Raw genomic sequence first — 17,538 nt, 5'->3', positions numbered from 1 at the left:
AACATAGTGCTGATCACAAAATGGCAGTTAATTTCTATATAGGGAATTAAAATTGATATCCCTCAATTAAATAATTCAATTAAAGTTCACAATAAGTTACCAACTAAAAAATTCATTCTTTTCTTTATTTGTTCTAGCTATTTTTTCAGGGAATAAAAGAGGTCAGTCATGATAATACAAATTATCGCGGCATTAATTATCGTTGCTACAATTTATCTTTTAATTAAAAAATATGAAACTCGGATGGTACTAATTGCTGCAGGGCTAGTACTTTGTATTATTAGTCTCGTGCCAATGAATGCATTAAATGCATTTAGTGAGCGCATGGTTTCGGCTCCGCTAATCCAAGCTATTTGTTCCAGTATGGGTTTTGCTTATGTAATGAAATACACCAAGTGTGATAAGCACTTAGTACTGGTGCTATCTCGTGTTTTGACTCGACTGGGTTTTTTCCTGATCCCCGCAGCAGTTGTGTTAACTTTCTTTATTAATATAGCTATCCCTTCTGCCGCTGGATGTGCCGCCGCTGTTGGTGCAACATTGATTCCGTTACTGATTGCTGCGCGTATTCATCCAGCTATTGCAGGTGGTGCCGTGCTGTGCGGTACGATAGGTTCTATGCTAAGCCCTGGGTTGTCACATAACCCATTTGTGGCGCAGATGTCAAACATGAGCATTGTTGACTTAATTGCTCGCCACGGACCATACAGCTTAGCTGTTGGGGGGATTGCCGCCGTTTCCTTAGCGGTAGTGGCTTTAATGAAAAAAGAGTACAACATGAAAGTGGTTGTTGAAGTGAATAGTACTGAAGGCACAGAACAAAACGTAGCGGCAGAACAACCAAATTATCTTTACGCGACAGCGCCGTTTATTCCATTAATTTTATTAATTCTGCCATTTATGGACGCGCTTAAAGCATATCAAATCAGTGTACCAGCAGCGATGGTCATTGGGGCGATTTATGCATTATGTATCACGCGAACTAACCCTTCAACCATTACTAAAGAGTTTTTTAAAGGAATGGGGAATGCCTATGGGGATGTTCTTGGGATCATCATTGCTGCTGCCGTTTTCTCTGCGGGTCTCAAAGCATCTGGCTTAATTGATTCCTTTATTGGTTTTCTGATCCACTCTCCTGAATTTGCACGTTGGGGAGGGACATTGGGCCCATTCTTAATGGGAATTATCACGGGGTCAGGTGATGCAGCCGCGTTTGCTTTCAACGAAACGGTAACACCATTTGCCCAGCAATTTGGTTATGAAATTCCTGATTTGGGGATGGCTTCTGCAATTTCAGGCGCATTGGGTAGAACCATGTCACCGTTAGCTGGTGCAGCTATAGTCTGTGCAGGTTTAGCCAATGTGAACCCGATGGAAATTGTGAAGCGTACTGCGCCCGGCATGATTGTTGGGGTGATCTTCATTGCGCTCATCATGCTTTAATTTTAAGGAGATAACATGTCAAACATCACATTAGAACAACTGACTCAATGGCGTCGTGAATTTCATCAATACCCAGAAATTGGTTGGTCTGAGTTTTTAACCACAGCAAAAATCGTTGAAGAACTGCGTCGTTTAAACTTGGACGTCAAAGTGGGCCCGCAGGTGATCAACCCTGAATATGCCTTTGGACGCCAACAAAAAGTGGTTGATAAAGGTTTAGCGGTGGCGAGAAAGCACCAAGTTGATGAAAATCTACTGGCTGAAATGCAGGAGCTGACAGGGTGTGTTGCCATTTTCGATAGCGGCAAAGCGGGACCGACAATCGCACTACGTTTTGACATTGACTGTGTCGGCGTGACAGAAAGTACCGATGAAACCCATCGACCAAAAAATGATAGTTTTAGCTCTTGTCATCCTGGCGAAATGCACGCGTGTGGTCATGATGGGCATATCGCGATTGGTTTAGCGGTTGCGCATTGGTTAGTGGCAAATAAAGAGAGCTTATCTGGCAAAGTAAAACTGTTATTCCAACCTGCGGAAGAAGGCGTTCGCGGTGCGAGAGCGATGGCAGAAAGTGGCATTGTGGATGATGTGGATTATTTCTTAGGGGCGCACTTAGGATTCATTGCCAATAGCGGTGAAATTGTGATTAACCCAACCCATTTCCTCTGTACAACAAAACTGGATTTTCGCTTCAAAGGTGCACCATCCCATGCGGGAGCTGAGCCTGAATTGGGCCGTAATGCGTTAGCCGGCGCGTGTCATGCCACAACGCAAATGTTGGGAATTTCAAGACACGGTAAAGGAATGTCGCGCATTAATGTTGGGGTACTTAATGCAGGTGAAGGGCGAAACGTGACGCCATCTTATGCTCAAATGCAGATAGAAGTCCGTGGTGAAAATGAAGAGATTAACCACTTTATGAGCGAAAATGCGATTCGCATGGCTGAAGGCTCCGCGCACAGTTTCCAACTAGAAATGGAAAGTGAAGTGATGGGAGAAGCTGTTGATTTAACCAACGACCAAGAGCTGATTGACACCTTGGCAAGTGTGGTAGGGCAACATGGGGAATTAACTGCGGTAGCGACTAGACCGTTTGGCGGTAGCGAAGATGCCACTATTTTGGCAAAACGCGTTCAGCATCATGGGGGTAAATCTCTGTATTTTGTTGTCGGTGCAGATAGAACCGCAGGGCATCACCAAGCTAATTTTGATTTCGATGAAAAACAGATGTTAACAGCCTATCAACTGTATACCGGATGTTTGGTGTCATTAATGTAATTTTTAGTGATAGGAAAAAGCCACTGAGATAGTCATCTCTCAGCGGCTTTTTTTATTTCGCTAAAGAATATAGGGCATCTTTCAATAGATTGGCGGCAACAATGATGTCGTCGAAATCAGTAAACTCATCAGGATGGTGACTAATCCCATTTTTTGATGGTGCGAAAATCATTGCGGTTGGAAATTTTTGGGCGAGATTCATAGAGTCATGACCCGCACCGCTCAACATTGTCATATAACCAATGTTTTGTTCAAGGCAATGTTGTTCAATACACTTACAAATCTCATTGTCTAATTTCACCGGTGTTTCCGCTGAAATTTCACGAATCTGAATCGAAACATTGTTGTCCTGTTCAGATTTTCTAATAGAATTTTTCAAGTGAGTGGCAACGCGGATAATACTTTCTAGCTCAATACCACGAATATCGACCAAGAAATTCACTTCACCAGGAATAACGTTCATGGAATTTGGATATACATTGAGTTTCCCAATGGTACCGACGGTTCCCCATACAGATTCACGGCAAGCCGCTCGGTTCACATCGCTGATAATGGCGGCGCTGGCTACTAATGCATCGTGGCGTTGGTACATTGGGGTGGCGCCGGAGTGATCTGCATGCCCAGTGACCTGAATTTGGAAGCGGGTTGGGGCCGCAATTCCGTTCACAATTCCCACTGATTTTCCTTCAAGTTCAAGGCGTCGGCCTTGTTCGATATGCATTTCGATAAAAGCCGAAAAATAGTTATCAGCTAATTGGCACTGTTCAATTTCGTGACTTGGGTAACCAAGGCTATCTAGGACATCGAAAAAGCTGCATCCATTATCATCTAGGTTGAGAGCCCATTTTTCACGATCAACTTTCCCAAGTAGTACTTTGCTACCAATACAGGAAAAACCAAATCGGCTGGATTCTTCCGCTCTGAAAATGACGAGTTCAAGAGAACGGGATAATTGCTGTGGCTCAAATTGCATCAGTGCATAAAACCCTGCGACGACACCAAGCGTACCATCATAAGCACCGCCATTAGGAACCGTATCCAAATGAGAGCCAGTGCCAACAGCTGGTAAGTCGGGATCTTTTCCCTGTAATCGGCAAAAAATATTCCCTATTGAATCTTGGCGAACAGTAAACCCAGCTTTTAGCATGGTTTCTATCATGTATTGGTGCACTAATTGGTCTGTGGGTGTATAAGCTAAACGTGTAACACCTTTATTTTCAGGATAAACAGTAAAGGATGCTAGTTTTTCAAATAATAATTTCATTTCATTAGTAGAAAATAATTCCCTAGTCATGAAAACCTCTTTCATAAGCTGTAATCAGATATATTTAAATTTATTGGAATAAATAGGATTGAAAATAAAAAGCAGAAATTATAAAAATCATTATGAGCACTACTATGCAAATAGGAATTGAGTAAGTCAAACAGAAGTATGAAAAAAAGAGAGTTGCATGATATTTATCAACTTAATGATATAAAACTAAAATATAAAAAATTTTACGGTTGTGTTAGACTCTATTCACGATGATATCAATATTATTATTGAAACAATAGTTAATCAAATATCATCAACGCAAAAAAAGTTCTATACTTATAGAAGTACGATCCAATATATCTAATAATAGAAATACAAAAATTAATTTTGCAAATAGATTTGATTGTCCACTTCCCCTAAAATGAGACAGCTATAATTAGATTTTCTGCCCTAAAATTTGCAGAGGTCATGATGAAAAAAGCTCGATGGTTAGGAGATTGAATGTCACTTTAGCCTTTATATCCTAATTATTGCCCGCTATTCTGATGATAGATCAGCTATTTTATCGATAAGTTATTCCCTGTATTTTCATTATTTGGGGTTCTGCGCACATTTCCCCCAAATGTCCCACCAGTCATAATTATCTAATTGAATTTAAAATAAAAAAGTATTCATTTAGACAAAATAAAACGAATACTTATTTTTATCTTCACTTACGCGATTGATAACGTTTTAGTATCAAATGTCGTCATCATCACTTAGTAAGTCGACATTATCTAAAAGGTTATTTAAATTTGTGATAGCTGCCTTATCTTCAAACGAATAATTACCGCCTACTCGCTCGAGCAGAGAAAGATGACGTTATAATTTGTACTAAAATGGATCGCCCCGGTCGTAACACTGCTGACATGATCCGTATCGTTGATACCTGTTATAAAAAGGGAATCGCTATTCGCTTTCTTGAAAATGGTCTCAGCACTGAAGGAACGATGGGGAAAATGGTTATTCAGATACTAGCAGCAGTCGCTGAAGCCGAACGTGAACGTATATTAGAAAGAACAAATGAAGGTCGGATTGCAGCCTATGCGGCAGGGGTAAAATTTGGATGAAAACATCATCCTCGAACTCCAGCTGCTCAGGAGCTTATTTTGCAAGGTGAAACGATGAGTATAGTGACAGCAAAGACAGGTATCTCACGGGCAACCTATTTTAGGCTAAAAAGAAAAATCAAAATGGGTGAAAAAAATGAATAGGTTTTTCTTTAAAATCAATCAAATAACTATTATTGGTGGGTCATTTGGGAGAAATGGGCGCAAAACCCCTTTAATGGTGGCATGCGCTGTTTTGATGGATTTAAACCCTAAAGTTGGATTTATCACGCGCTTTAATTTTCCGTGATCACACTCAATCACATTATTGTGACATTTGATTTGTCGCTGCTCTACATGTGCAGGGCATTTCCCTTCTTCTTTTAGAAGGTTAAGTGCTCGACCATACGGTGCAGCTTTATCTGTATTGATAACGCTGGGTATTTGCAATTTTTTCACACGATTGAATATTTTTCTTAAAAATCGATAAGCGGCCTTGGTGTTACGACGCGGTGAGAGGTAGAACTCAATGGTTTGTCCTCGACTATCGACAGCACGATAAAGGTACGCCCATTTCCCATTCACTTTCACATAGGTTTCATCTAAATGCCAATTGTTGAGGTCAGAGGGATTACACCAATACCACCGAAGCCGTTTTTCTATTTCAGGTGCATAACGTTGAACCCAGCGATAAATTGTCGTGTGATCAACATTTACGCCACGCTCAGCTAGCATTTCCTGAAGCTCCCGATAGCTGATACCGTATTTGCAGTACCAGCGTACGGCCCAAAGGATGATAATCCCGGTAAAATGACGTCCTTTAAATGCATTCATACAAAGAGCCTCAGTAACGAAATAGCCAATTTAGCATACCAGTCACTTAAACTTTGCAACAGTGCCCCCCAAAGGGCATTGAAAAACTGATTTCGGAAATTTCGGCGGTTCCGGCGTAGAACCCCATAATAAGTACCAACACTAGGGTTATAACGCCACATTGTGGCGTTTTTTTTATTGGTGTGGTTGAGGGATTTTTGATTTAGATGTAGTGAGATTGTATTCACTTTTGTATTTTAAAACTAAAAGTGTAATCCAGTATGTATGCAATGATAGGAATTACAAAAACGAAGTGTAAGATATAAGACGTAAATAAAAAATCAGATATCATTACTGAATTATTTCTGTAATTAATAGCTTGATATCCATTAAAATACCAAACAATAATATTAATTATGTAGGGTATTACAAAGTATAAGATAAAACGGTGTTTTTTGTTAAATTTAACATTTTTAATGAAAAATGTCGTTGCCAATGTAAGAAGAATGAGATAACAAAAAAATGAATATGATAGCAATTTCTGTATTTCAATAACTATTTTAGAATTTACAGAATGGGGGTAAAGTTTAAAAAAGTATTCATGCACCGTTTCTAAGTAAAAAAGAACAATGCTTATAAACAGTGATATTAACGGGATAAAAAAATTAGATTTAATAAGCACCTGATATGACCCCCCCGCGTTTTGGGTAATGTAGGTCAATTAATTTCTCTCTGAAATTCCAAGGATCTTCGCGGAAGAAAATCTTTTTATCCAAAGAGTTAAATATACCGCCACTGTCTTTAAGTATATAAAACACTGTTTCTGAACACATAGCCCATCCAGCTCCGCCATGTTCAAATATTAACTCTTTTATTTTTTCTGCTTGAACTCTAGGCACTACAAATTCAATTATCTGAACGTCTGGACCATCCCATAATTGAAAAGAAAGGTAATCATCCCAATTAAACTCAGGATATTGGAAAAATTCACCTGAACTACGTGGCGCTCGTAATTCTTCAATATTATTATAGCACTCTCTGGAAGGGCACTCAGAGTATCCCCCTGATGGGTCATACAAAAGTGCATCTTCACCTTCTCCAACCACTATACCTGTATGCCCAATCCCCCAATTGTAATTAACAACTATAAAGATTTTAACTGGATCATCTATTAATGAATCACGGTAAGGGTCTGGTGAACTTACGATGGGAACGTTGAATCTATTAAAGTACACATCATTTATTTTCATTGTCATACCTACATGACTGATTCATTTCTGATGCTATATCCTGAAGTGTTAGCAGTATTATGTGTGCAAGTAATACTTTCGTATATTATTGAAACTTTTTCAAATGGTTGCATTTCATTTTCAGTCAATGAGTTCGGTGACTCATTTGTAAGACGGATGATGGATGCTTTAGTAAGCAAAATCTTTTTGTAAGGAATCATTACCCCGCTTTTATCTACGCGATAATATTCAAAAAGGCACTCTAAAATCTCATTATTTGACATTGCAGTTAACAGAAGGGGGGAGGATTTGTCATCGGCTTTTATCAAGATGAATGGCGCGTGAGATACATTTTGTTTTCGTGCTAGATCATAGGTTGTTGAGTAGACAAGTATCTGATCTTTATGACCATCTTGATATTTATTACCAATTGAATCATAGCTCGAACAACCCGCAGAGATAAGCCCTTGCTTGTTTCCCTTTAGCGTTAAGTAAATCATTTCTGACATAGATATTCCTTTCCATATGTTAAATTTACCTTGATTAATGCATTTTTTCCTAAAATTTGCAATAGGGATAGCTGTCACGTTGAATCAAAATCGACTACTTTTTGTTCTTAACTAAATTGTTGTTGAGATGTTATCTGACATATACAATAAATTCATATTTTGGTGATAACGCCGCTATACGGCGTTATTTGTTACGCAAAGGTTCGTAAACAATGCTAATGAAGAAAAATGGCGACTGTTAACGATATTGTACCGCTGGGAGTTATGGGCTTACACTTACTAAATTGGCTTATTTACCAATGATTCAATTTTTAAGTTGGCTCGTTCAAGCCAATTTAAGCTATCAATACAGTCCTTCTCATTAATAACGATAGACAATACTTGATTATACAAATCATTATTTAGCATAAATTTCATACTATTCAAATAGCCATATAATGGGTCCCTAATTATCACATCATCTACCGTGACTGATTGTGCACATGCCCGATAGCGGATATCTATAATGTTTTGAACAACACTCATACAAGCCGGACAGTTGGCTTTGTATTTCTCTAAATCAGAATATCGCTGTCCTTCAATCCCTTCCATTGCAGAATAACCATTACCCAATGCTGGCACTGCGATCAGTGAAGTTATCAGTATGAAAGGTAAGGATATTGTAAGTTTCATTTTTATTCTTAGTTTAGGTTATTCTGCTGTTCACATAGTAATTGCAACTCAGTCCACACCTCAGTTTCCGAAGCTTTTAAAACCTCATACAATTGATCTGGTGTCGTTGCTTCTAACACGGCTTGTCGGTTCTCACCACTTAACTTACCGGACATGATTTGTACACCAGACATGATCATAGAGTGATATAAGTCCTGACGTTCCTTTTCATCTGATGAAAATATGCTATCCAGCATCTCCAGAACCCCGTTATAGCGCATAATTTCACTTTCACTGCACTGTGACGTATTCATTAGGTGTTTGAGCTCGTGTAGCTTCTCACGCGCTTTAAATAGGGCATAGTTTAGAACTGTTTGATCTCGTTTCATTTCAGCCATCACATAATTAGGATTTTTAACGTTACAATTTGAAATTTGGTCTGCCTTAGCCATTCTGCTCTCCAGCATTTGTATTTTTACTATTAGGTAATACTCTAAACACACCTGTCTGGTAATTCATTATTATAGAACAGGAATTATTAGTCGGTTGTAGCCTTGCTTCGATGTAAACAAGTTGTCCTTTCTGACCAAAATTAGCTGCTATTTCTGCAATTTTTCCGTATGCACTAATGTTAAACCAATCTGTAATCGGGTTTCCTTTCGAGTCATTCCGGTTAATTGCAACAGAGAAGTAGGTCATTGCCTCACCGTTACGTTCTGAATACTTCAGATTATCTTTCGGGGACGAACCTAATCGTGCGATCAGTTGCACCTTGTTAAGTAATTCCATAGTTAAGCCTGAATAGCTTCAGTGTTGGATTCGGTTTCGCTCGGTTCGTTCTCATCATCATTAGATGCGGCGGATTCATCATTCGCAAACTTCTGAAGTACATCATTAAGCAGGGTCACAATTGTTACCGGCATTTCGACAGTCACTGTTTCATCATTTTCTTGAATATCAGCAACTTTGTCGTGAATTGTTGTGCGGATTTCACTTAATTGTGAAAACACAGAATGTATTTCTTTTTTTGAAAAAGGTACTTTCTTCGCTGAAGGTACAAATTTCCGTGTGACTTTATTTTTGCCGCTGTCAGTCGCCTTCTGCAATCCTGCAATGATCACATCATATGCCTCTTGATTAGTTTCTTCACACTCAAGCAGTATTTCTATGGCTAAATCTGAAGTAATCAGGTTCTTCCTGACAAGATCAGTGATTCTGTAGTCTGCTCGGAACAAGCGTAATAATCTGTTGATCGTAACAACACTTGTATTCGTATATCGTGCAATTTCCTTTTTTTCCCATCCCATACTAAGTAAACGATGGAAACCATCAGCTTTTTCTAACGGAGCTAAAGGTTTCCCTTCTGAAGATGTCAGCATATTGACGATTTCGAGTTGCTGACTGCCTGAGAACTCCGTGACGTATACGCCCTTAATCGTGCAGCCTTCTTCCATCGCCATGCGTAGAGCGCAATATCTGTGGTGTCCATCAATAATCTGTAAGCGTGGCAGATTATCAACCGTTATAACTTTCACAACGATAGGTGGAACATAAACACCTGATACATACGAATTCTTGATACGTCCAGCATGTTCTGTATCGATCTCCCGAAGATTGAAGCCTTCCTGTACATACAGTAACTCAACGTTAACGCGATAAATATCACCACGCGAACACACTTTTTCCTCAAAGGCATCAGACATTTTGCGTAATGTTGAGATATTGTGCGCTTCAGTATTTTTCTTCAGCGTAGGGTAGGGTAGGTCATTGAGAAGTACCTTGCTCATATTCGAATTTTGTTGACTGCTATTCGTAGAAATTGCTGCGTTAGTATTCATAGTCCTCGCCTTGTCATTGTGTAACTAGGTATTATTTTTATTCGACGTAAGGCTATCACACAGGATTTTCTATTTTCCTTAGTTACATAGGGAAAACGGCATCATTTCGATTTATGTGCACTGTTATCAATCAGTTAAAGGAGAACAACTCCATAGAGTAAAATGCTTAAAGGTAATTATATCAATGACGTATCGCGAAAATCATAAATTGATAATGATTGTTTCATTATCTTAATAATATTCAGAAATATGAATATAATTCTAAACGAAAGACGTTCTCAACTTAGGTATCTTGGTTGAAGCTATATGCAGGATTGCGGTGAACCCTGCTGAATACGCTAGTGGATTATCGGCAGGTATATAACTGGAATTTGATACTTCTGTCAGACTTCATCAATATTAAGCTCAAATACAACATCAACTTTACGATCTATAATATATAACTCTGTATCAGACATCGTGAACGGATAGCATTTCCTCTAAATCTTTACTACGGGAAGATCTGATATTCTCGTAGTGTATGCCGGTGAAAGCATTTCTCGCTTCATGCGCCAGCTTGTGTCCATTCCCTTTCCAGCGAACCATATTTTGCTAACACCTCGATTATTTATTTGGTCCAAGGTTTTCATCAATTGTTCACTTACTTTGTAGGGTTTACTATCAGAAAATAAATTAAGTTGAGTAACTGATGGATCAGAAAAATCAGTGAGCATGATGCCAGCTTTGTGATATTTAACCCCCGATTTCCAGATGGTCTTTAACAGACGCACTGCTGCATTGATTATGTCTCTTGTATCAGCACTTGGATATTCTAACCGTTCAGAACGGTGGTTGTAGTATTGAGGTCCGCTGGCGTAATGGCTGGTTTGGATAAAAACAGAAACAAAGGAACAGACTCGTTTTTCAGCTCGAAGTTTCTCTGCTGCTCTCTCTGAATACTCGCAGATAGCCTGATGCATATGCTCATAGAGCTCAATTTTTTTCCCAAATGAACGTGAACAAATGATTTGCTCTTTAGTTTTTGCTACTTCTTCAAGCTCGATGCAAGATTCACCGTTCAGCTCTCTCACAGTGCGTTCTACAACCACACCGAATGTTTTACGGATCATGGTTGTTTCAGCCCTAGCCAAATCAAGCGCTGTAACTATCCCCATAGCATTTAGCCGGTTACTTATTTTTCTACCCACACCCCATACTTCATTAACAGGCACAAGGGACATGAGCCGTTTCTGACGTGAAGTAGCACTCAAATCGACTACACCGCCTGTTTTGGTCCATGTTTTAGCAGCATGGTTTGCCAGTTTAGCCAGTGTTTTAGTTTGAGCAAAACCAACACCGACCGGTACATGAGCTATCTGCAAAATTCGTTGTTGTATCTTGCGACCGTAATCTTCTAAAGGAAAGTTTCTAGACATGCCGGTCATATCTAGATACTGCTCGTCGATACTATACGTTTCTACTCTTGGGGCAAAACCAGATAGTGTGTCCATGACTCGGTTGCTGATGTCAGCATAAAGGGCGTAGTTACTACTAAACACCTGAATATCATGCTTTTTAATCAGAGACTGAATCTCAAAGTATAGAGCCCCCATTTTGATCCCAAGCAACTTCACTTCCTTTGAACGTGCAATAACACAACCATCGTTGTTTGATAAAACAATAACTGGCTTATTGGCAATATCAGGGCGAAAAATGCGCTCACAACTGGCGTAGAAACTGTTTACATCAACTAAGGCAAACATTATCTTGCCTTGTGGATAATGTAGGTCACAGTGCCGAATATACTCAATTCTTCACCCTCATTGATGTATATCGGTGAGTAGTTGCTGTTCATGGGTATAAGGGCAGTAACAGGGCTGGTTTGTATCCGTTTTATCGTAAACTCTCCATCGAGTGAAGCAATAACGATATCTCCGTGTTTTGCATCAATCGAACTATCTACTATGACGATATCTCCATCTAGAATTTGTGCGTCCATCATAGAAGTACCAGACACTCGTAAAAAGTATGTGCCTGAAGGGTGCTTGATCAGCAAAGAGTTTAAATCAATGCGGTCCTCTATGTAGTCACTTGCAGGGGAGGGAAACCCCGCAGGGACCCGTTCAGCGAAAAGTGGTAAAGGAAGTGATTTATCTAAGTTACATAATATTAATTTCATACACGCCCCAATACTGTATAAATAAACAGTATTGTACACGTCAGAGTCAGGAAATTGCAAGTGTTGAACTGTGTCAGTGAACTGAAGTCAATGTAGTATTATACGGTCATAGGATGTGACAACATATCTCAATAAAATGTTGTGGATGAAGCTATGATGTTGACTTCATTTGATGTAAACAATATGAGTTTTCTAATATCATCATATTAGGTTTAAATTCAAATTTTCTTGTTTCCGAATTTAATTGATTATATATGGTAGCAGCATAATCGTAATTAAAAGAAACATGCTTAATCAAAGCGTTGATTATTATGCTGCTTCCATTTCCCCAGTTATCTCTAATAATATTTAAAATAGACTCATGACCGGCATCACTATCAGTACCTATATTTTCAAATTGCCCGTTAAAGCAAAGCTCCATGTTGTTAATGGCTCTGATATAATCTTTAGCAAATGAGGTAATGTTGGAGTAGTTTAATATTACTCTTTCTTCTGTATCGGTAAATAAGGCGATATTATTACTAAGTTGAACTGGAGCACCATTAATATTAAGATTTTTTTTATCCGATATGCCTATGCCAAATGTAGCATATTTCCCTTTTTCTCCAACCCAAAATGAATTTTGGACTAAATTTCTCCCTTTGCGACCTTCAATCTCCCCTAAAAAACCATAGGTATGATTCTTTCCGTCTGAAACAATCAGTAATAGGTCAGAATGAGGATAATTTGTTAATGCTTCATTTACAGGATGAGTAAACATCTGAAACCCTGCACGAAATCCAGTTGAAGGATTGAATTTGGGAACCACGATCTTCACGTCAAAAGGATCATTCATAGCATTGTCATAATAGATGCTATCTCTTCCCATTTTATATACATTGAGAAATTTATATTCAAAATCTGTTATGCCACATGTTTCTAAGAGCCTCGTAACTAAGTGATGTCTCGTAGAGGCTCCAAAGTCTGACCGCAACAAATCCATCATTAAATACTCAAAAGCATGATTTTGTATGTTGTGTTTTATTTGGTAGAGAAAATTTGATGGAGTATTTAATTCCCCTCTGTGAGCTTTAGGTGACTTGTTTCCAAGCGGAAATTGAATGTTTTTTTGGTAGGCTAGAGCTTTAAAGATCGCAGCATAAAACATAGCCCAATATGAGGACGTGTTGGTGATAAGATTTGGCTGTATAAAGACGACAACGCTATTCATATAAGTCTCTGGTATATAGTTTATTTTATAATTTAATAATACAAACCAACAGTTTCGTTTTGGCTATCCAACCCTATCATTTTGGTCATTAAAGGCAGGTAATTGATTCCCTTTAGATACATTTTAGCCTTAAGGACATGAAAATACACATATATTCCACCAGCCAAAACTATTATTTTATTCCCTACTTCATACCCAATACCATATCCATAGGTTTTAGTATCGGGGCGTTGATCCTCGCAATGGTTATGTATTACAGAATGGGGCTCTCCAGTCAAATTATTGATGATAATTGGTAGAGGGTTTTCGAGTAGTTCAAGCAGATTCGACGGTGACAGTTCATTAATGAATGTTTCATCACCTGCACTAATTTTATCAAATGCCGGTTTCGCAGGAACCCCTGAATGGGCTATAAATTCAGAGGCTATGTGCTGTAACAACGCTGTGTTGTTCATCATTTTTTATAGGTCCTCCCATACTGTTTGAAATATTCATTGAGCTCTTTGTCTCGCTCATACGTAGCCGCATCTGCCGCTTGTCTGGCTTCATCAACCTGCTTTCTTTGTAGTTCCTCAGCCAGCTTCAGATAAGATTGAATATTCTCTTGGTTTGGTTCATTTGTTACGAGTTTAAACGCAGCTCTTTCACGTTCCTCCAATGAGCCGCACCCCATCAACGAAAACATGGCAACTGAAGCACAAAAGTAAAAACGAGCGGTTGAGAATTCCCGTTGTGTTTTTTTCTTCATCATTTTTCCAACTTAATTATCTGTTGCCCCCTAAATACGCCAAGGAGAGTCGTTTTGTGTTTGTCAGAACGCTCCTGTCTGTCTGCTTCAGCAGTAAACAATGGCAGGGGACTTACTTTAAAATCCTGATCCTGCACTATCAAAAACGGCACAGGAGCGTTTATGCAGCGTTTTTTCCCACTGGCAAAGGTTAGGTTGCAGATCGGCTGCGGCGTAACGCTACGCTTTATTCTGAGCCTATTAGCAGGGCACTCTTGGATTTTATCCATTAAGTCCTGTAACTCAGCGTTGCCTTTTGCTATGTCTGCTATGAGCTGATAAAGCTTAACAGGGTCTGTTTTCTGCATGAGACCTTTTAAGCCCCACGTATATGATGCATGAGTGATCACATCGTCAGAGTTAAATACAGGAATGTTCCGGTACAAATGCAGTGTCATTACGTTACTCAGATGTTTACGTAAAATGCTGAAACGCTCAGATTTTGGCAGGGCGACAACCGAGCTTCTGATATTGTTTTTTACGGTATTGATTTTGATTAGATGATCAGCAAGTTCCATAGCCGCAGTTGATAACTGTACATATCCGGCTGTTCGCCTCGCAAACTTTTGTGAGTACAACGGAGAAATGTATAAGTCCTGCCAACATGAGATAACCGATGTATAGGCATGAGGACCCCAATTCACAACCGGCTCAATGCATTTACCGATATCATCACAACCATTTTCTACCGGTGGAATGACACAGGTAAGGGCTGAAATTACCTTTGTATCTCGAAAAAGAGAGTCAAGCTGGTGGAGGTACTTCAGCAATGAACCAATATAGCTATCAAGCATCACATGAAACTCCTGTTCTTAGAAAGAAAGAATCATAACCAAATATGCCAACATACAGATAGGAGTCTAACAAATACAGGAGCAAAACTTACACATCTGCGCCCCTGACTCGCTCTTTTTTCTCTCTTTTTCTCTTTTTTTCTCCCCCTTTTCTCTAGAAAAAGCTGTTCAGTGAGGAACGCCCATGTAACAATACCCTCTTTTGTATGTTGGCATATTTCATAGTGACTTTTACAAAATGAAATGTGACCGATCATGCAATCATCCTTGTTCTCTGACTTTCTTCAAAAAGGTTCTGAAACACCTATCACTGACCATCAAACCGTAAGCCGGTAATACATCCATGATCGCATTCCAAGACATACCGGAAGATTTCATTTCGAATAAATCATCCTGAATATGGCTCAACATAGCATTTTTTTTATAATTCAGGTTTAGCAAAGCGAACTGAGCTATTTTCTCTTTTAACCTGTTGTTTTTGTACATTATTACTGTAATAAACCTAACTGTTTTTCGATTGCGTCCAATTCTTCATCTGTTGGTAAAGAATTAGTAGCGCTCTCTTTAATGACAGAATACGATATCCTTAATACAGAAGCCTTGCGAGCTTTGCGCGACTCAATTGTAATAGTGATGTCCTTAATATTCGTTTTTTCGCTCAATCCCCTAGCCAACTTCTTCAGTAACTGCCCTAGGTCCTTGTAGTTCTGGTATAAATACTGCTTATTATCCTTCTTATCGAGCTTAAATAACCACATCTCATCTTTCAGTTCCTCAACACCAATCGTAAAAGAAGTGTTGTATTCCCGAACCGTATTGCTCTTTGAATAACGCTTCATGATCATTTGATAAAAATTGGTCATGTTGACGTCAGATAATCTAGCCACATGGAATAAATTCATAGTGGTAAATTTTTTAGATAATTCAAAGAAATAAGGAAATACCTTTTGGTTGAAGTAAACTGTACAATAGCCCTCGTCGAAGAAATATTTAGCACCAGAAGTGATGTTCGTTTTAAACGCGCGTTTAAAACCTTCTTCACTTAGATCCTCGTAAATGTGTGATGATAAAAGAGTGTCAACAGCATCCGGTAAGGCGTTATATGCTGTTTTTATGTCCACCCCACAAATCTCTGCATACTGTTTTGCGGTCACATCAAAACTAATTTCTTCTTCTTCGACCCTCTCTCTAGGATCGGATATCTGTGCCAGAATCAAAAATAGGACCCGTTTGGCAGATATAGGCAAACTGGCAAGAGATAGATTGAAATCATCAGAATGACGAACATTCGTGAAGAGTGTCAGATTACTGAGTTGTTTCTTCTTCATAGCAGCATACTGTTTTAGACTAAAGTAGAATACTAGATGAAGAATATACAACAAAGGTTGATTTAGGTAAATTTAAAATCAACCTTTTGCTGGTGGTTGTTACCAATGATCATATAATCCAATCTATCTATCTGAAATATCTATCAATAGATACTTTGATCTATCCAACAGTGTAATCCTTTCGATCCCTCAGAACCTGCATTACGCATGGGTTGCCAGCTCTGTCTCACAGGCATCAACCTTTCGCTCCCTCAGAATCCGCATTACGCATGGGTTGCCAGCTCTGTCTCACAGACATCAACCTTTCGCTCCCTCAGAACCCGCATTACGCTTGGGTTGCCAGCTCTGTCTCACAGGCATCAACCTTTCGCTCCCTCAGAATCCGCATTACGCTTGGGTTGCCAGCTCTGTCTCACAGACATCAACCTTTCGCTCCCTCAGAACCCGCATTACGCTTGGGTTGCCAGCTCTGCCTCACAGGCATCAACCTTTAGCCCCTCAGAACCTGCTTAACACACGGATAGCTACTTCAGTCTTGCAGACATCAACCTTTCAGCACCAATACACTATATCTTATTGATATTTACAGGCATTTACTCAAACACTCACCGCGCCACTGTCTTGCAGACGTCAACCTTTCAGTGCCAGAGCCGAAAAGTATCTTTTTTGTGGTTGTCTTGCAGACATCAACCTTTCAGCACCAATACACTATATCTTATTGATATTTACAGGCATTTACTCAAACACTCACCGCGCCACAGTCTTGCAGACGTCAACCTTTCAGCACCAGAGCCGAAAAGTATCTTTTTTATGGTTGTCTTGCAGACATCAACCTTTCGGCAATAATGAATTCTATTTCATTGATATTTATAGATATTTACTCAAACACTCACCGCGCCACTGTCTTGCAAACGTCAACCTTTCAGCATCAGAGCCGAAAAGTGTCTTTTTTGTGGTTGTCTTGCAGACATCAACCTTTAGACACTAACACACTATATATTATTGATATATATAGATATTTAATCAAACACTAACCGTACCACTGTCTTGCAGACGTCAACCTTTCAGCACCAGAGCCGAAAAGTATTTTTTTGTGGTTGTCTTGCAGACATCAACCTTTAGACACAAACACACTATATCTTATTAATATTTAT

16 protein-coding genes and 2 pseudogenes are annotated in these 17,538 nt (G+C 39.2%); 3 read left to right on the top strand and 15 right to left on the bottom strand.

The genetic code is table 11. The features are described from left to right. Window positions 1-168: 168 nt before the first annotated feature. Together dcuC and AABS66_RS19720 are read left to right on the top strand one after the other, a co-directional pair. On the top strand, window positions 169-1,443 hold the full coding sequence (gene dcuC / locus AABS66_RS19725) for a C4-dicarboxylate transporter DcuC (RefSeq protein ID WP_430225353.1): 1,275 nt from the start codon (window positions 169-171) through the stop codon (window positions 1,441-1,443). Between the two features lie 15 nt (window positions 1,444-1,458). Further along, on the top strand, window positions 1,459-2,724 hold the full coding sequence (locus AABS66_RS19720; protein ID WP_430225352.1) for an amidohydrolase: 1,266 nt from the start codon (window positions 1,459-1,461) through the stop codon (window positions 2,722-2,724). Window positions 2,725-2,776: 52 nt separating this feature from the next. On the opposite strand, the gene AABS66_RS19715 is transcribed toward AABS66_RS19720, so the two are convergent. Then, complete coding sequence (locus AABS66_RS19715; RefSeq protein ID WP_430225351.1) at window positions 2,777-4,018, bottom strand: M20 family metallo-hydrolase; 1,242 nt, start codon at window positions 4,016-4,018, stop codon at window positions 2,777-2,779. Window positions 4,019-4,809: 791 nt separating this feature from the next. Here AABS66_RS19715 and AABS66_RS19710 point away from each other — a divergent pair. Further along, window positions 4,810-5,232: pseudogene (locus AABS66_RS19710) on the top strand (recombinase family protein); the annotation flags it as partial. A gap of 63 nt (window positions 5,233-5,295) precedes the next feature. Here AABS66_RS19710 and AABS66_RS19705 read toward each other — a convergent pair. From AABS66_RS19705 to AABS66_RS19640, 14 genes and pseudogenes are all read right to left on the bottom strand, one after another. Then, a pseudogene (locus tag AABS66_RS19705) lies at window positions 5,296-5,901 on the bottom strand (IS6 family transposase); the annotation flags it as partial. A gap of 650 nt (window positions 5,902-6,551) precedes the next feature. Next, window positions 6,552-7,130 carry a hypothetical protein gene (locus tag AABS66_RS19700; RefSeq protein WP_048822182.1) on the bottom strand — a complete coding sequence of 193 codons (579 nt, stop codon included), beginning with the start codon at window positions 7,128-7,130 and terminating at the stop codon, window positions 6,552-6,554. Between the two features lie 8 nt (window positions 7,131-7,138). Continuing rightward, window positions 7,139-7,618, bottom strand: coding sequence for an Hcp family type VI secretion system effector (locus tag AABS66_RS19695; RefSeq protein ID WP_048821772.1), 480 nt, complete (start codon window positions 7,616-7,618; stop codon window positions 7,139-7,141). A gap of 279 nt (window positions 7,619-7,897) precedes the next feature. Next, complete coding sequence (locus AABS66_RS19690; protein ID WP_096864995.1) at window positions 7,898-8,290, bottom strand: hypothetical protein; 393 nt, start codon at window positions 8,288-8,290, stop codon at window positions 7,898-7,900. A gap of 8 nt (window positions 8,291-8,298) precedes the next feature. Next, entirely contained in the window at window positions 8,299-8,721 is a 423-nt protein-coding gene (locus tag AABS66_RS19685; protein ID WP_096864996.1) for a hypothetical protein, read from the bottom strand. Further along, window positions 8,714-9,058, bottom strand: coding sequence for a single-stranded DNA-binding protein (locus AABS66_RS19680; RefSeq protein WP_430225350.1), 345 nt, complete (start codon window positions 9,056-9,058; stop codon window positions 8,714-8,716). The genes AABS66_RS19685 and AABS66_RS19680 overlap by 8 nt, the downstream gene beginning before the upstream one ends. Before the next feature lie 2 nt (window positions 9,059-9,060). Next, the gene (locus AABS66_RS19675) at window positions 9,061-10,107 is read right to left on the bottom strand and encodes a ParB/RepB/Spo0J family partition protein (RefSeq protein ID WP_147675445.1); all 1,047 of its coding nucleotides are present in this window, start codon (window positions 10,105-10,107) and stop codon (window positions 9,061-9,063) included. 479 nt (window positions 10,108-10,586) lie between these two features. Further along, window positions 10,587-11,849 (bottom strand): translesion error-prone DNA polymerase V subunit UmuC, encoded by a 1,263-nt coding sequence (umuC, locus tag AABS66_RS19670; RefSeq protein WP_430225349.1) that lies wholly within the window; start codon window positions 11,847-11,849, stop codon window positions 10,587-10,589. Beyond that, on the bottom strand, window positions 11,849-12,265 hold the full coding sequence (umuD, locus tag AABS66_RS19665; RefSeq protein ID WP_430225348.1) for a translesion error-prone DNA polymerase V autoproteolytic subunit: 417 nt from the start codon (window positions 12,263-12,265) through the stop codon (window positions 11,849-11,851). The genes umuC and umuD overlap by 1 nt, the downstream gene beginning before the upstream one ends. Before the next feature lie 151 nt (window positions 12,266-12,416). Beyond that, window positions 12,417-13,475 (bottom strand): hypothetical protein, encoded by a 1,059-nt coding sequence (locus AABS66_RS19660; RefSeq protein ID WP_430225347.1) that lies wholly within the window; start codon window positions 13,473-13,475, stop codon window positions 12,417-12,419. Window positions 13,476-13,507: 32 nt separating this feature from the next. Further along, window positions 13,508-13,933, bottom strand: coding sequence for a hypothetical protein (locus AABS66_RS19655; protein ID WP_430225346.1), 426 nt, complete (start codon window positions 13,931-13,933; stop codon window positions 13,508-13,510). Further along, entirely contained in the window at window positions 13,930-14,226 is a 297-nt protein-coding gene (locus AABS66_RS19650) for a hypothetical protein (RefSeq protein ID WP_430225345.1), read from the bottom strand. The genes AABS66_RS19655 and AABS66_RS19650 overlap by 4 nt, the downstream gene beginning before the upstream one ends. After that, window positions 14,223-15,056 (bottom strand): DNA replication terminus site-binding protein, encoded by an 834-nt coding sequence (locus AABS66_RS19645; protein ID WP_237737401.1) that lies wholly within the window; start codon window positions 15,054-15,056, stop codon window positions 14,223-14,225. Before AABS66_RS19645 ends, AABS66_RS19650 begins: the two co-directional genes overlap by 4 nt. Before the next feature lie 488 nt (window positions 15,057-15,544). Next, complete coding sequence (locus AABS66_RS19640) at window positions 15,545-16,384, bottom strand: replication initiation protein (protein ID WP_048609127.1); 840 nt, start codon at window positions 16,382-16,384, stop codon at window positions 15,545-15,547. Between the last annotated feature and the right edge of the window lie 1,154 nt (window positions 16,385-17,538).

The sequence above is a fragment of the Providencia sp. SP181 genome (assembly GCF_050446505.1).
Lineage (GTDB): Bacteria > Pseudomonadota > Gammaproteobacteria > Enterobacterales > Enterobacteriaceae > Providencia > Providencia vermicola.
This window is presented reverse-complemented; position numbering and strand designations above follow the sequence as displayed.

Bases quoted from the DNA above. Each gene is read 5' to 3' on its own strand.
- dcuC (WP_430225353.1), top strand. From the start codon at position 169: ATGATAATACAAATTATCGCGGCATTAATTATCGTTGCTACAATTTAT.
- AABS66_RS19720 (WP_430225352.1), top strand. From the start codon at position 1,459: ATGTCAAACATCACATTAGAACAACTGACTCAATGGCGTCGTGAATTT.
- AABS66_RS19715 (WP_430225351.1), bottom strand. From the start codon at position 4,018: ATGACTAGGGAATTATTTTCTACTAATGAAATGAAATTATTATTTGAA.
- AABS66_RS19700 (WP_048822182.1), bottom strand. From the start codon at position 7,130: ATGAAAATAAATGATGTGTACTTTAATAGATTCAACGTTCCCATCGTA.
- AABS66_RS19695 (WP_048821772.1), bottom strand. From the start codon at position 7,618: ATGTCAGAAATGATTTACTTAACGCTAAAGGGAAACAAGCAAGGGCTT.
- AABS66_RS19690 (WP_096864995.1), bottom strand. From the start codon at position 8,290: ATGAAACTTACAATATCCTTACCTTTCATACTGATAACTTCACTGATC.
- AABS66_RS19685 (WP_096864996.1), bottom strand. From the start codon at position 8,721: ATGGCTAAGGCAGACCAAATTTCAAATTGTAACGTTAAAAATCCTAAT.
- AABS66_RS19680 (WP_430225350.1), bottom strand. From the start codon at position 9,058: ATGGAATTACTTAACAAGGTGCAACTGATCGCACGATTAGGTTCGTCC.
- AABS66_RS19675 (WP_147675445.1), bottom strand. From the start codon at position 10,107: ATGAATACTAACGCAGCAATTTCTACGAATAGCAGTCAACAAAATTCG.
- umuC (WP_430225349.1), bottom strand. From the start codon at position 11,849: ATGTTTGCCTTAGTTGATGTAAACAGTTTCTACGCCAGTTGTGAGCGC.
- umuD (WP_430225348.1), bottom strand. From the start codon at position 12,265: ATGAAATTAATATTATGTAACTTAGATAAATCACTTCCTTTACCACTT.
- AABS66_RS19660 (WP_430225347.1), bottom strand. From the start codon at position 13,475: ATGAATAGCGTTGTCGTCTTTATACAGCCAAATCTTATCACCAACACG.
- AABS66_RS19655 (WP_430225346.1), bottom strand. From the start codon at position 13,933: ATGATGAACAACACAGCGTTGTTACAGCACATAGCCTCTGAATTTATA.
- AABS66_RS19650 (WP_430225345.1), bottom strand. From the start codon at position 14,226: ATGATGAAGAAAAAAACACAACGGGAATTCTCAACCGCTCGTTTTTAC.
- AABS66_RS19645 (WP_237737401.1), bottom strand. From the start codon at position 15,056: ATGCTTGATAGCTATATTGGTTCATTGCTGAAGTACCTCCACCAGCTT.
- AABS66_RS19640 (WP_048609127.1), bottom strand. From the start codon at position 16,384: ATGAAGAAGAAACAACTCAGTAATCTGACACTCTTCACGAATGTTCGT.